Origin of the sequence: uncultured Polaribacter sp. (assembly GCF_947503875.1) — a bacterium.
Lineage (GTDB): Bacteria > Bacteroidota > Bacteroidia > Flavobacteriales > Flavobacteriaceae > Polaribacter.
On the sequence record NZ_CANNFH010000001.1, the window covers coordinates 336,608 to 351,720 of the forward strand.

8 protein-coding genes are annotated in these 15,113 nt (G+C 30.8%); 5 read left to right on the forward strand and 3 right to left on the reverse strand.

Translation table 11 applies throughout. The annotated features are described in order from the left end of the window. The first annotated feature begins 407 nt into the window (after nucleotides 1-407). The gene (locus tag Q0684_RS01560) at nucleotides 408-1,919 is read left to right on the forward strand and encodes an FMN-binding glutamate synthase family protein (RefSeq protein ID WP_299012269.1); all 1,512 of its coding nucleotides are present in this window, start codon (nucleotides 408-410) and stop codon (nucleotides 1,917-1,919) included. 13 nt (nucleotides 1,920-1,932) lie between these two features. Then, nucleotides 1,933-2,601 carry a class I SAM-dependent methyltransferase gene (locus tag Q0684_RS01565; RefSeq protein WP_299012270.1) on the forward strand — a complete coding sequence of 223 codons (669 nt, stop codon included), beginning with the start codon at nucleotides 1,933-1,935 and terminating at the stop codon, nucleotides 2,599-2,601. Between the two features lie 129 nt (nucleotides 2,602-2,730). Here the strand turns inward: Q0684_RS01565 and Q0684_RS01570 are convergent, their stop codons facing one another. Both Q0684_RS01570 and gcvP read right to left on the reverse strand, forming a co-directional pair. Next, complete coding sequence (locus Q0684_RS01570; protein ID WP_299012271.1) at nucleotides 2,731-5,811, reverse strand: N-6 DNA methylase; 3,081 nt, start codon at nucleotides 5,809-5,811, stop codon at nucleotides 2,731-2,733. Nucleotides 5,812-6,287: 476 nt separating this feature from the next. Next, nucleotides 6,288-9,173 (reverse strand): aminomethyl-transferring glycine dehydrogenase, encoded by a 2,886-nt coding sequence (gene gcvP, locus Q0684_RS01575; RefSeq protein ID WP_299012272.1) that lies wholly within the window; start codon nucleotides 9,171-9,173, stop codon nucleotides 6,288-6,290. A gap of 187 nt (nucleotides 9,174-9,360) precedes the next feature. Between gcvP and Q0684_RS01580 the strand changes: the two genes are divergently transcribed. Further along, nucleotides 9,361-10,185, forward strand: coding sequence for a hypothetical protein (locus tag Q0684_RS01580; RefSeq protein WP_299012273.1), 825 nt, complete (start codon nucleotides 9,361-9,363; stop codon nucleotides 10,183-10,185). Nucleotides 10,186-10,321: 136 nt separating this feature from the next. After that, complete coding sequence (gene serA, locus Q0684_RS01585) at nucleotides 10,322-12,214, forward strand: phosphoglycerate dehydrogenase (protein WP_299012470.1); 1,893 nt, start codon at nucleotides 10,322-10,324, stop codon at nucleotides 12,212-12,214. 291 nt (nucleotides 12,215-12,505) lie between these two features. Here serA and Q0684_RS01590 read toward each other — a convergent pair whose 3' ends face one another. After that, entirely contained in the window at nucleotides 12,506-13,696 is a 1,191-nt protein-coding gene (locus Q0684_RS01590; protein ID WP_299012274.1) for an SH3 domain-containing C40 family peptidase, read from the reverse strand. A gap of 91 nt (nucleotides 13,697-13,787) precedes the next feature. Here Q0684_RS01590 and kynU point away from each other — a divergent pair, with 91 nt between their 5' ends. After that, the gene (gene kynU, locus Q0684_RS01595; protein ID WP_299012275.1) at nucleotides 13,788-15,077 is read left to right on the forward strand and encodes a kynureninase; all 1,290 of its coding nucleotides are present in this window, start codon (nucleotides 13,788-13,790) and stop codon (nucleotides 15,075-15,077) included. Nucleotides 15,078-15,113: the final 36 nt, after the last annotated feature.

The window sequence follows — 15,113 nt, forward strand, 5'->3', positions numbered from 1 at the left end:
TCATTTAGTACTGAACTTGATTCAGTATCTCTCCTAAATTTATTTCAGGATCTCTTAAACTCGTTTCAGCAGCAATTAATTCTATTCCAAAGTTTATTTAAAACCTATATATTTTTTATAATACATTTCATAATTAATGTTGTGCTTGTTATAGCTAATACTAAGCTTGTCGAAGAATGGGCGTTCCCTAAAGGTCGGGCTTTACGTTGCAATCTTTTTATGCTTACTTTATTTTGGCATTTATTCTTTTTTAAAAATAAAATACATTGAAAGGAACAGATATTAAATCGAGTTTAGCATAAAAAGGATTTTCACTACAATCCCTAACGCAACTATTTGCCAACATTTTTCATCAATTCAAACGAATAGATTACTTTTAAGTCCTTTAAATTTTACGAGTTACTTTTATGAGAAATACAATTTTAACCATATTTGTAAGTTTAGCTATACTTTGCGGAATCTTAGTGTACTTTATACCACAAACAGGAAGTTATATATTACTTGGTATTGCTATAATACTTACTGCTATTGTGTTGCATGACAGTTTTCAAAAAAAACACTCTTTACTAAGAGCATTTCCGTTAATAGCGCGTTTGCGTTGGTTTTTTGAAGAAGAAAGAGATAAAATTCAACAATATTTTATAGAAGACAATTTAAATGGTACACCAATAAACAGAGAAAAAAGAAGCATTGTTTACCAAAGAGCAAAGTTAGAAAAAGAGACTGTTCCTTTTGGTACGCAACATAATGTGTACAAAAAAGGCTATGAGTTTGTAAAACATTCTTTATTTCCAAAAGACCATCATAATATAGAAGGTGAAAGAGTGGTAATTGGTTCAGACAAATGCACACAAAAATATAGCAGTTCTATTGTAAATATTTCTGCCATGTCTTTTGGTTCTTTAAGCAAAAATGCCATAAAAGCATTAAATCAAGGTGCACAAATGGGAGATTTTGCACACAATACAGGCGAAGGTGGTATTTCTCCTTACCATTTAACAGGTGGCGATTTAATTTTTCAAGTAGGTACAGGATATTTTGGTGCAGGTAAATCTGTAAACGGTAAACGTATGTTTGATGAAGACGTCTTTAGAGAGAATGCCATTCGTCCAGAAGTAAAAATGATAGAAATTAAGTTTTCTCAAGGAGCAAAACCAGGGCATGGAGGTATTTTGCCAGCAAAGAAAAACACACCAGAAATTGCAAAAATACGTTCTGTAGAAGTTGGTACACAAGTAGATTCTCCTCCAGGACATTCAGCATTTTCTAATTTTGATGAAATGATTGTTTTTATTCAAAAAGTAAGAGAATTATCTGATGGAAAACCTGTTGGAATAAAATTATGTGTGGGTAACAATCAAGAAATTGAAGAAATGATTATCGCTTTTGTAAAAGCAGGGAATTATCCAGATTTTATAGCTGTAGATGGTGGAGAAGGAGGTACAGGATCTGCACCAATGGAATTTACCAATTACATAGGTTCTCCTTTAATAGAAGGTTTGGTTTTTATAAATAAACTTTTAAAAGAACACCAATTAAAAAAGCATATTAAAATTATTGCTGCTGGTAAAGCAGTAGATGCTTTTGATATTGTTAGGTATTTAGCATTAGGTGCAGATGCAATTGGTATGGCACGTAGTTTTATGTTAAGTTTAGGCTGTATACAAGCTAGAGAATGTAATTTAGATACCTGTCCTGTTGGTGTAGCAACACAAGATAGCGATTTGGTAAAAGCTTTAGTGGTAGAAAAGAAAAATATTAGAGTTAAAAATTACCACAATAGAACTGTACAAGCTGTTAAAGAAATGACAGCTGCAATGGGGCTTAATTCTATTGCTAAAATAAGTGCTAATCATGTTTTTAGACGTAAAACAGATGAAGAGGTAGTAAGTTTAGAAGAAATTTATTACGGCAAATAGGTGCTTTTTTTAAATGAATTCTTTACAGAAAAATAATAAAAAACCATGGCCAACCAAAAAAGCGATGGAACAAATTTATGATTTACAACTTTGGGGAAATAATAATTCTAAATTTTACTCAGGAGAAGGATCTCACAAATTAGAAATTGTAACTCCTTATATTAATGCTGTAAGCTCTTTTCTAAAATCTTTTAAAACTCCAATAACCGTTTTAGATTTAGGTTGTGGCGATTTTAATATTGGCAAAGATTTGGTACAACATACCAAAAAATATATTGCTGTTGATATTGTAGAAAAATTGATTCACTTTAATAAAGAAAATTTTAAAGCTGCTAATTTAGAATTTGCTTGTTTAGATATTGCAAAAGATACTTTGCCAAAGGCAGATGTTGTAATTGTAAGGCAGGTTTTACAACATTTATCAAACGAAGAAATCTCAAATATTTTACAAAAATTATTCCATTACAAATACATTATTTTAACAGAACACCTGCCAAATGGAAAATTTATACCCAATAAAGATATCATTTCAGGGCAAGGAATTCGATTAAAAAAACAAAGCGGATTAGATATTTTAAAACCACCTTTTAATTGTAAGATACAAACAGAAAAAGAGCTGCTCTGTTTAGATTTAGAAAATAATAAAGGAGTAATTAAAACAGTACTTTATAAAGTGTTTTAAGCAAAGCATTTTTTTTATTTAGTTTAGATGTGAGCTTTGGCAAGACATACTCTTTTGCAATCTTTGGCTTGTGTGTTTGCTCTAGCAAATTGCGAATTTGTATAGCTTTGAAAGTTGGCTTTTCATTTTCTAAATATTCTTTTCAATCGTTGCAACTACAGTCGGTTTAATTTCGTAAAGCTCATAGATAGTTGAGTTGATTTCGCTTTCGGTTTTTCCTAATTCTGCTGTTATTTGCTCCAATTCTTTTGTTAACTGTATTTCTCGGTCAAAATTGTTTTCCGTTTTTGCTTTTTCCAACAATTCTTGATAATCTAACTGCTTCTGACTGTTTAAAATAATTGTATTCACTAATTCGCCAATGCTATTTTGAATTTCTTTTGATGGATTTATAATTGGTAAATTCATTAACGGTTCTTTATCTAGTTGATAATTGTTTCCTTGCATTTTACCTTGGTATTTTAACCAAAAAGCTATCAATTTGCTATTTAGTAAACCTGTTAAATATCTTTGATTTAAACGATTGGTTTTTATCACATTAAAAGTAGCTGAAACATAACAATCAAAATCTGAATAAGTGAAAACCGGTTCTTTTGGACATTTTCTTTGAACGATGATTTTCTCTCCCATAAAAAACTTTTCTTCTCTTGCTCTGTGTAAACCATAAGGTTTATTACTTGAGGTTATGACTTCTTTGAATCTATCTAAATGTTCTTTTATATTTGGATAAGGCTCTATGTTTTCTGGATTTTTAAAACTGGAATCTGTGTAAATTATCCAAAGATTGTTTTTAGGATTCGTATAATATTTTTGGAATTGTTTAGAGTTAAAGTAAGGTTTAACCAATTCAATTTCATTGGCTTGTAAATTCAAGTCATTTTTTTCTTTATTACTTAACCCAAAAATGCCTTCGTTTTTTTCAAACTTAAAATTATGTTTTTTATTAATTGAGTTATTTATAAAATCATAGTGAGGATGAATACCATTTCCTATTTCTTTTTTATCAAAGTCGAAGTTTCGTTTTGCTCTTATTTTATCGATGATTAATGTTAATTCTGCATTTACAAAATTGATTGGCTTGTCTATGTTTTCTTTTTGGTCAATCTTGGCTTTAAAATACTCGTATTTGTCATTTTTTATCCGTTCTAAAAACAGTTGTGCATCTTCGTGTTTTATTTTACTATCATTGACTTTTGAAAAGTTGAATTCATAAATTTTATTCTTATCAGAACTTTTCATTATGTAAATCATAGTCTGAATACCTGCTGAATCGAAAACTTTAAAATCGCCAAAGTCTATAAACTCGGTAAGTTTACCTTTGTTTAGAACAATATTTCTAAACTTTGAGGCTCCTGAATTTGTTATCCAATTATTAGGTGCGATGTAACCGATTAAGCCATAATCTTTTTTAATAATGTCTAAAGCTAAAGCACCAAAGAAATACCATAAATCCATTTTGCCTTGATAACAAGGATTATCGTGTAAACCATCAAAGGCTTGTCTATTTGTATATTCTTTTATGTAAGGTGGATTTCCAATGACAACATCAAAACCACCATTTTTCATAATGTCTGGAAATTCTTTGTCCCAATTAAATTCTGATGTTAAAAGAGAATTTCCGCATTTAATGTTATTGTTTAATTTAGACAGTTTACGGTCTTTTTTTGCTGTGCGAAGCCAAAGCGATAACTGAGCAATTTCAACGCTTTCCTCGTTAATATCTACACCAAAAAGATTGTTTTCTAAAATATTTTTATCTGTATCGAATAAACGCAAAGGTGAGTTAGTCAAGTCTGCAATAATATCGTCAATTTTTTCGTGTTCTTCGATTAAGAAGTTTAAGGCTTGGTTTAAAAAAGCTCCACTTCCACAAGCTGGGTCAATTACTTTTAAATTTGTTAACCAAGTTTTATATTCGGTTAAAGTTTTGAAAAGTTTTTTTCCTTTTACTGTTAGAGTACCATCTTTTTTTAAGAAAGAATCATCATATTCAATTTCTTCAATGTCGAGTTCTTTTCTTTTATCGTTACAAAGTTGTCCTATTGTATTTGCAACAATGTAAGTTGTAATATATTTTGGTGTATAAAAAACACCATCTTTTTTTCTTTTTGTTCTTTTTTGGTCGGAAACAGTTCCCTCAATTTCTGCGGTTACTTCTTCAATTTCGTTTAAAGAATGTTCAAAAATATGACCAAGAATATTTACGTCAACTTCTGTGTTAAAGTCATATGTTGATAATTTCTTTAAATCATCAATTAATATTTCATCATCAATTTTTAAATTATCTAGCAACAAATCTTCGTAGAACAATCCACCATTGTAAGCTGGAATATTGTCGGATTCTTTTTTACCAGGTCGTCCAATATTCATATAACCAAAATACTGTTTAAAAATCTCGTAAATCGGTTTGTAAGCGTCTTCTTCTTTTAAGATATCGAAACGCTTTATAATTCGTGAAACTGAATTAGGTGGCAATAAGCCACTATCTTCTGCAAAAAGTATAAATAGAAATCTGTCTAATAGTTTTTGTGATTTTTTGAAAAGTAAGAGCTTATCATTATCAGGATGATTCTCTATTAAATTGTGAAACAATTTATCTTTAAAACGTGAATAATCTTTGTAAAGTTCTTCAGAGATTTCTTTTTCGTGAAACTGTGTTTCTTTTTTAAGTTTAATAGGCAGATTTGAAAAAATACTTTCTTTATGCAGAATTAAGTAAAGTAATTCAAATCGTTCTCTGTTGATAAAAAACAAATCAAATTCTTCAAATTCGGTAGAGTAGTCGATGTAAAATCGAATTTTCTGAAAATTTGAAGTAATTACGTATTTACATTCTGGTTGATTGTTTTTGTAATTAAAAGCTTGTTGCGTAATTTTTGTTAAGTCCTTTGTTTTTGTTGACTTTAACTCAATTACTGCAATTGCATTTTCGTCTTTTAAAATTGCACCATCTGCTTTTTTTCCGTCCGTTTGGTTTTTAAATTCTCGCTGTAAATCAAAATTTTCGTCTGGACGAAGTGTGTAACCTAAAACGTCAACAAATATTTCTCGTAAAAATCCATCTTGATATTCTTCTTCTTTGAGCGTCTTTATTTGCTCGATTTTCGCAGAATTGTAATTCAGTCGGAATGTTTGGAAAGCTTTTTCGACCTTTTCTTGGTTAAGATTTTTAAGGTGTTTTTTTATTACGGATTTCTGAAATATTGGCATTTATTTTCGGTCGTTTTTTTTCACAATATACGGTTTTTCGGGCATTGGGAAAGAACAGATCTTTTGGTTTTTTTCAGCTTTGGATTATGTTTGGCAAAAAACCAAATGTGCTGTTTGTGCGTTGGCTTTTGTAGTTCAGCTATTGAATTTCAACACAATTTTTGAACTACATACAAATTATTATATAGCAACTTTTATTACTCATATCCCTTAAAATTTGAGTGATATCGTACTTTTTATGTTAATTTGCTCATGTAAAGATAATTTATTTATTACAAAAGTTAAAGTGCTTTTTATTTCTATCAAATCTATTTTCAATTTATATAAAGCAAAATTTAATCCTATTTCTTATCAATAAAAAAACCGTTTCAATATTACTAAACAAATTTTCAGCATATAGAAACGGTTTTAAAATTATTATTTAGAATACCAAAAACTAATAGTTGATAATAACAACTATCTGTAAGCATTACTTTTTACATATAATCTTCAACAGGATTACAAGAACATATTAAGTTTCTGTCTCCATAAGTATCATCTACTCGTCTAACTGTTGGCCAGAATTTGTTGTCAGATACAAAATCTAACGGAAAAGCAGCTTGTTCTCTTGTGTATGGTAAATCCCATTCATCTGCAGTTAACATCCCTAAAGTGTGTGGTGCGTTTTTAAGTACATTATTGGTATCATCTTTTGTAGCTTCTACAATTTCTTTTCTAATAGAAATCATGGCATCACAAAAACGATCTAATTCAGCAATACTCTCAGATTCAGTTGGCTCAATCATCATTGTTCCACTTACAGGAAAGGAAACTGTTGGTGCGTGAAAACCATAATCCATCAAACGCTTTGCAATATCTACCACTTCAATACCTCTTTCTTTAAAACTTCTACAATCTATAATCATTTCATGCGCAGCACGCCCTTTTTCTCCTGTGTATAAAGTATCATAATGCCCATCTAAACGCTCTTTGATGTAGTTTGCGTTTAAAATTGCCATTTTAGTGGAATTTGTAAGTCCTCTAAAACCTAACATAGTTATGTAACCATAAGAAATTAAACATGCCAAAGCAGAACCCCAAGGTGCACCAGAAATAGAAGAAATTGCCTGTTTACCACCTGTTTTTATTAAAGGATTGGTTGGTAAAAATGGCACCAATTGTGGTGCTACACAAATAGGCCCAACTCCAGGACCACCACCACCATGTGGAATGGCAAATGTTTTATGTAAATTTAAGTGACAAACATCTGCACCAATAGTTGCAGGATTTGTTAAGCCAACTTGTGCGTTCATGTTTGCACCATCCATATAAACTTGTCCACCATGATCGTGAATAATTTTGGTAATTTCTTGAATTTCACTTTCAAAAACTCCATGAGTAGAAGGGTAGGTTACCATTAAAGCAGCTAGATTATCTGAATGCAATTCTACTTTTTCACGCAAATCGGCAACATCAATATTACCGTTTTCTGCGGTTTTGGTAACCACAACTTTCATACCTGCCATTACAGCAGAAGCAGGATTTGTACCATGTGCAGAAGCAGGAATAATACAAATATTTCTATGAGATTCGTTTCTAGATTGGTGATAAGCTCTAATAGTCATTAACCCAGCAAACTCTCCTTGTGCACCAGAATTTGGTTGTAAAGAAGTACCTGCAAAACCAGTAATTATATTTAATTGATGCTCTAGCTTTTGTAAAACCTCTTGATAGCCTTGTGCCTGATTCAAAGGTACAAAAGGGTGAATATTACCCCATTGTGGATTGCTTAATGGCAACATTTCAGAAGCAGCATTCAACTTCATTGTACAAGAACCCAAAGAAATCATAGAATGATTTAAAGCCAAATCTTTACGCTCTAATTTTTTAATATAACGCATCATATCTGTTTCAGATTGGTACGTATTAAAAATATCATTTTCTAAGAAAGGTGTATTTCTCGCTACATTTTTAGAAATTACTTCAAAGTCAGAGTGAAAAGGTTCTTGAGTTAATATTTGTGAGAAACTACCACTAAAATCTTCTTTTAAAGGATTTGGCCTTGGTTTTAATTGCCCAAAAATGGTAAATAACTGCATTAAATCTTTCTGCGTAGTGGCTTCATTAATAGAAATAGAAACCAAACAGTCTGTAACATAATTAAAGTTTACTTTAAAAGATTCTGCTATTGGTTTTAATCGAATTGCATCTATTTCTACTAAAAGTGTATCAAAATAAGAAGAATTTAATTGTTTAAAGCCTGCTTTTTCTAAATAATTGGCAACTAACTTTGTCTTATTATGTACAGAATCTGCAATAAACTGTATGCCATCTTTTCCATGGTAAACAGCATACATACCTGCCATAACTGCTAATAAAACTTGTGCAGTACAAATGTTAGAGGTAGCTCTTTCTCTCTTAATATGTTGTTCTCTAGTTTGTAATGCCATTCTTAACGCAAAACCACCATCTGTATCTTTTGTAACACCAATTATACGTCCAGGAATACTCCTTTTATACGTTTCTTTTGTGGCAAAATATGCAGCATGTGGCCCACCATAACCTAAAGGAATACCAAAACGTTGGGTTGTACCTACAACAACAGAGGCTCCAAATTCACCAGGAGCTTTTAACTTCACTAAAGATAAAATATCTGCTGCCACAGCTACTTTAATATCTTTATCATTCGCTTTAGAAACAAAAGTTTCATAATCAAAAATTTGACCTAATTTTCCTGGATATTGTAAAATTGCCCCAAAATAATCATCGGCAAAATCAAAATCTTCATGATTACCAACTACTAATTCTATGCCAATTGGTGTAGAACGTGTTTGTAATAAAGATAAGGTTTGTGGTAAAATTTCTTCAGAAACAAAAAACTTATTTGCACCAGCTTTCTTTTTTGCACGTTCTCTAACATCAAACAATAAAGCCATAGCTTCTGCAGCAGCTGTAGATTCGTCTAACAAAGAAGCATTAGCAAGTTCCATTCCTGTTAAATCGCAAATCATGGTTTGGTAATTTAACAACGCTTCTAATCTACCTTGTGCAATTTCTGCTTGGTAAGGTGTGTAAGCAGTGTACCAACCTGGGTTTTCTAAAATATTACGTTGTATAACGCTGGGTACAATAGCTTCATGATAGCCTAAACCAATGTAACTTTTAAATACTTTATTTTTATTTGCTAATTCTGTGATATGAGACAAATACTCATATTCGCTCATGGCAGGATCTAAATCTAAGTCCTTTTTTAAGCGAATATTATCAGGGACAGTTTCATTAATTAACTGCTCTAAACTATCAGCTTTTATAGTAGCTAACATTTGTTCTTGTTCCTTTTTATTAGGACCAATATGTCTAAGTTGAAACGAATTTGTATTCATTAATTAAGTTTTTAGAACGATTGATTTCAATCGATTTCGCATGAATTTTATTAACGACCAAAACACACTTTTTTTGGTGAAACAAAAATAAGGCTTTCAGCAATTATTTTAACTCAGATATTGAATAAAATCCTGTTAATTATTAACTAAAATAGCAGGTTATAAACATATAGTTTATTTTTGTTTAATGAAGATTTTAAAAAATTTACTTAATTTTTATTTAAATGCTAGCATTCACGTGGCTTTAGCAGTTTATGCGTTTATAAGAATAACTGAACAATATTTAGAAATACCATATCAGCAAAATGTAGGTTATTTTGTTTTTTTTGGAACCATTACAGGCTATAATTTTGTAAAATATGCAGGTGTCGCAAAATTGCATCATAAAAGCTTAACAAACAATTTAAAAGTTATTCAAATATTTTCGTTTTTTTGCTTTTTAGCACTGTGTTATTTTGCATACTTTTTACCACTTAAAGTATTGTTTTTGGCCATACCTTTTACCTTGCTTACTGTGCTTTATGCCATTCCTTTTTTAAGCGGCTTATCAAAAAACTTAAGGCAAATTAGTTATCTAAAAATTGTTGTAGTTGCCTTGGTTTGGGCAGGTTTTACAGTGTTAATACCTGCATACAATGCAAATCTAGCACTAGACTACACTGTTTATTTGCTTTTTTTACAACGCTTTTTAATTGTGGTGGTTTTAATACTGCCTTTTGATATTAGAGATGTAAAGTATGATGCAATTTCTTTACAAACCATTCCAAAGAAAATTGGTGTAGAAAAAACAAAACGATTAGGACTCGGTATAATGATTATTGCCCTTTTAATTGAATATGCCATAAATGCAAACGACATTTCTAAAAATGTATTTATGATTTTCTTTTTTTTAACGCTCCTATTTTTAATGCGCTCCAAAATAAATCAGTCTAAATATTACAGTGCGTTTTGGGTAGAATCATTACCCATAATTTGGAGCGTAATTCTTTTCGGATTTCATAAATTTTTGTAAAAAATTAGTCCTTTTTTATCAACTTAAAGATAATTTTAGAAAAATACAATACATATCATAAAACTTAAAATGTACTTTTTAGTAAGCTATGATATTTGTAGCTTTACCAATTAAAAATCAACCAAGATTACAAGGAATGATTACCAATAAAAGAAACTATATTTTCGATTTCGATAGCACATTAACCAAAGTAGAAGCGTTAGACGTTCTTGCAGAAATTACCTTAAAAGACAATCCTAAAAAGGAAGCCATAATTCAAGAAATTATTGATATTACCAACTTAGGTATTGATGGAGAAATATCCTTTACAGAATCTTTAGAACGCAGAATTAAATTGTTAAAAGCCAATAAAGCAGATTTAACAGGTTTGGTTAGTGCTTTAAGAAAACAAGTTTCTAAATCTATAGAAAGCAATAAAAACTTTTTTGAGGAATTTGCAGAAGATATTTATGTGATTTCTTGCGGTTTTAAAGAATTTATAGATCCAATAGTTAAAGAATACAACATACCCACAGAAAGAGTATTTGCCAATACTTTCGAGTTTTCTAAAACAGGAGAAATTATAGGTTTTGATGCCGATAATCCACTATCAAAACACAACGGAAAAATTCAATGTTTAAAAGACATGAATTTAAACGGAGAAATACAAGTAATTGGAGATGGTTATAGTGATTATGTTACGCGTGAAGCAGGTATTGCAGACAAGTTTTTTGCTTATACAGAAAACGTTTCGCGACAAAAAACAACAGAAAACGCAGACCATATAGCACCAAATTTAGACGAATTTTTATACATAAACGATTTGCCAAGAAATATAAGTTACCCAAAGAACAGAATTAAAATTTTACTTTTAGAAAACGTGCACCAAGATGCATTTACAAAACTATCTTCAGATGGTTTTGCTGTAGAAACAGTATCTAAAAGTTTATCAGAAGAAGAACTGATAGCAAAAATTAAAGATGTACATGTTTTAGGAATTCGTTCTAAAACACAAGTAACTGCAAAAGTAGTTGCAGCAGCAGAAAAACTAATGGTAGTTAGTGCATTTTGTATTGGTACCAAGCAAATAGATTTAGACGCTTGTAAAGAAAATGGTGTAGTTGTTTTTAATGCACCTTACAGCAATACACGTTCTGTAGTAGAATTGGCAATTGGAGAAATTATTATGTTAATGCGTTCTGTTTTTCAAAGAAGTACAGAAATTCATAATGGGCAATGGAACAAAACAGCACAAGGTTCTAGAGAAGTACGTGGTAAAAAACTAGGTATTGTAGGTTATGGTAACATTGGTAAGCAATTATCAATTTTAGCAGAAGCTTTGGGTATGGATGTTTATTATTATGATGTAGAAGACAAATTAGCCCTAGGTAATGCAACCAAATTAAATACTTTAGAAGAATTACTTAACATTTCAGATGTAGTTACTTTACATGTAGATGACAATTCTGCCAATAAAAATTTCTTCGGAGAAAAAGAAATCTCTCAAATGAAAGATGGCGCACATTTAGTAAATTTAGCCAGAGGTTTTGTAGTAGATATTCCTGCATTAGTAAGCGCTTTAAAAAGCGGAAAATTAGCAGGTGCTGCAGTAGATGTATATCCAGAAGAGCCAAGAAAAAACGGCGAATTTTATACAGAATTAAAAGGTTTACCAAACGTAATTTTAACGCCACATGTTGGTGGAAGTACAGAAGAGGCGCAAAGAGATATTGCAGATTTTGTACCTAGCAAAATTATGGCGTACATTAATTCTGGTAACACTGTAGATGCTGTAAATTTCCCAAACATACGTTTGCCAAGACAAACCAATGCGCACCGTTTTTTACACATTCATAAAAACGTGCCAGGTGTAATGGCAAAAATTAATGAGATTTTAGCCAAATATTCTTTAAATATTAACGGGCAATATTTGTCTACAGACCCAAAAGTAGGTTATGTAATTACAGATTTAGATAAAGAATACAACAAACAAGTATTAGAAGAATTAAGAGCAGTAGAAGGTACAATTAAATTTAGAGTATTGTATTAACCTTTAAAGTCATTGCGAGTTACGAAGCAATCTTTTTATAAAGACTACATATTACAAATACCTTTCAGTTTTTAATTGAAAGGTGTTTTTTTTGAACCTATTTCCAGCTTTCGGCACTCGCTTCACGCCCAAAAGCGTGAGAGCTCAAACAGAGCCTCTATCTGGGGTAGACTTGTTTGCTTGCTTTTAGCTTTTTATCAGATAAGTTATCGTTTAAAATAAATGTGCCATAAAGTTGTAGACTATAAAAAAGAAGACCCTTCAGGTTTTAACACCTGGAAGTTTTTTTAATTACAACTTCAATTGTGTCTTCAAATCAACAATCATTTTATCTTTGGTTCCTAAATAACGTCTACTTCCTAAATATCTGTTTTTATTAAATTCGTCATAATTGGGTTGGTTTTTATCCATAGAAGACAGATGTACATTGCCAGATGCGTGTATAAATTCCATTTTATGATTGCCTAGCCAAATACCAACATGCACTATACGTTGTTTTTTGTCTTCCGTAGCTTTTGTGCCAAAAAACAATAAATCACCTTTTTGTAAATCAGAAAAATCTAAATTGGTATCAACAGTTTTTCCTGCATTTATTTGCTGTGATGCATCTCTAGGAATTACAAAACCATTCATTAAATACACCATTTTAGTAAAGCCACTACAATCTACACCTTTACTAGAAGTACCACCCCACAAATAAGGAAAACCTTGCATAGCTCTTGCAGTGGTTTCAATATCATTTTTAGTTGATGCTAAATGGTTTAGCCAACTATTGTAAATTACAGCTTCACTTTTTTTAACAAAACCAGTTCTATTGTCAGGATATTTTACTTCGTAATAATTAGAATCTTCAGATAAGTATTTTAAAATTCCGCCTAATGTAATATCAGAAACAATGCTAGATTTTTCATTTTTATCAGTATAAACATATCCAAAATTCTTGGTAAAAATTATCTTTTTAGAAGCATTCCAATTTTCAATTTCGTTTTTATTCATTTTGGCAATACCACCTTTATCAACCCAAGAAATATAATTATCTGGAGTTTGTATTCTATAAAAATCGCCTTCTTTATCAAGTATTTTTAAAGACATACCTAGCAAACCTTGTGTGCCTAATTCTGCAGAATGTTTGGGTTTAGAACGTATGTTTATAACAGAATTTTTTGCAACTGCATACATTTTATTGCCAACAATACTGTCTGGTAAAACTCTTATTTTATCTGCAAAATCTATTTTTAAAGATTGTAAACTATCTAATAATTTTTGATGTGCTTCTTTGGTATCTGTAGCACCATTAATAATAATTTTATTATTTTCTCTAGAGAAATTCACATCAAAAATGGCTACTCTTTTATCAGGAGCAAATTCGTTTTTAAATGTATTATTTATGCTTTCTAGTTGTTGTATTAGCTGGTTATTATCGCTACAAGCAACACTTATAAGTAGTAATAATAAGAAAATAGGTTTCAGAGATTTTGTCATTTTACATTCTAAATAGATAAAAAATAAAGGTAGTAATTTATTTAATTCTAAATTCAGATTGTTTTATATTTGATAACAAGCATTTTTATAGATGAATTATCAGAATACTTTGGCATTTGCCAAACAACTAGACAAAGAAGATTCGCTTTCTTATTTGAGAGATAAATTTCACATCCCAAAAGATAAAAACGGAAAGGATTGGTTATATTTTACGGGAAATTCTTTGGGTTTGCAACCAAAATCTACAAAGCAGTATATCAATCAAGAATTAGAAGATTGGGCAAATTTAGGTGTAGAAGGGCATTTTGAAGCTAGAAATCCATGGCTGAATTATCACGAATTGTTAACCGAAAAAATGGCAAAAATTGTAGGTGCAAAACCTATAGAAACTGTGGTAATGAATACGCTTACCACCAACTTACATTTGCTAATGGTTAGTTTTTACAGACCTACAAAAACAAAATATAAAATTGTAATAGAATCAGATGCTTTTCCATCAGATAGATATGCAGTGCAAAGCCAATTAAAATTCCATGGTTTTTCCGAAAATGATGTTATAGAATGGAAACCAAGAGCAGGAGAGGAGTTATTGCATATAGAAGATTTAGAAACCATCGTTTCTGAGCAAGGAGACGAAATTGCTTTACTATTAATTGGCGGCGTAAATTATTACACAGGTCAGTTTTTAGATTTAAAACAAATTGCAAAAATCGGGCATTCTAAAAATTGTGTGGTTGGTATAGATTTAGCACACGGAGCAGGAAATATACAACCGAATTTACACGATTCTGGAGTAGATTTTGCAGCTTGGTGTACTTACAAATATTTAAATTCAGGTCCAGGAAGTTTATCTGGTGTTTTTGTGCATGAAAAACATGCAAAAAATAGAGATTTACCACGTTTTGCAGGTTGGTGGAATCATAACAAAGCAACACGTTTTAACATGCGTAAACCTTTTGATGTTATGGAAGGCGCAGAAGGTTGGCAGTTGAGTAATCCGCCAATTTTATCCATGGCAGCTATAAAAGCGTCTTTAGATTTGTTTGAAGAAGTAGGAATGGATGCTTTACGAGAAAAATCAGAAAAACTAACGGGTTATTTTGAGTTTTTAATCAATCAAATTGATTCTAAAGATATTAAAATCATCACACCAAAAAACCCAAAAGAGCGAGGTTGCCAATTATCCATTCAAGTTAAAAATGCCGATAAAAGTTTACATCAAAAATTAACAGCCAATCATATAATTACAGATTGGAGAGAGCCAGATGTTATACGTTGTGCACCAACGCCAATGTATAATACTTTTGAGGATGTTTATAGAATTGTAGAGTTCCTATCCCTAGCCCTTTCCAAAGTAAAGGGAACTCATGCTGAGGTTTAATTTTGAAATAAGTTGTAAATTTTAAAAGTTTTAAAG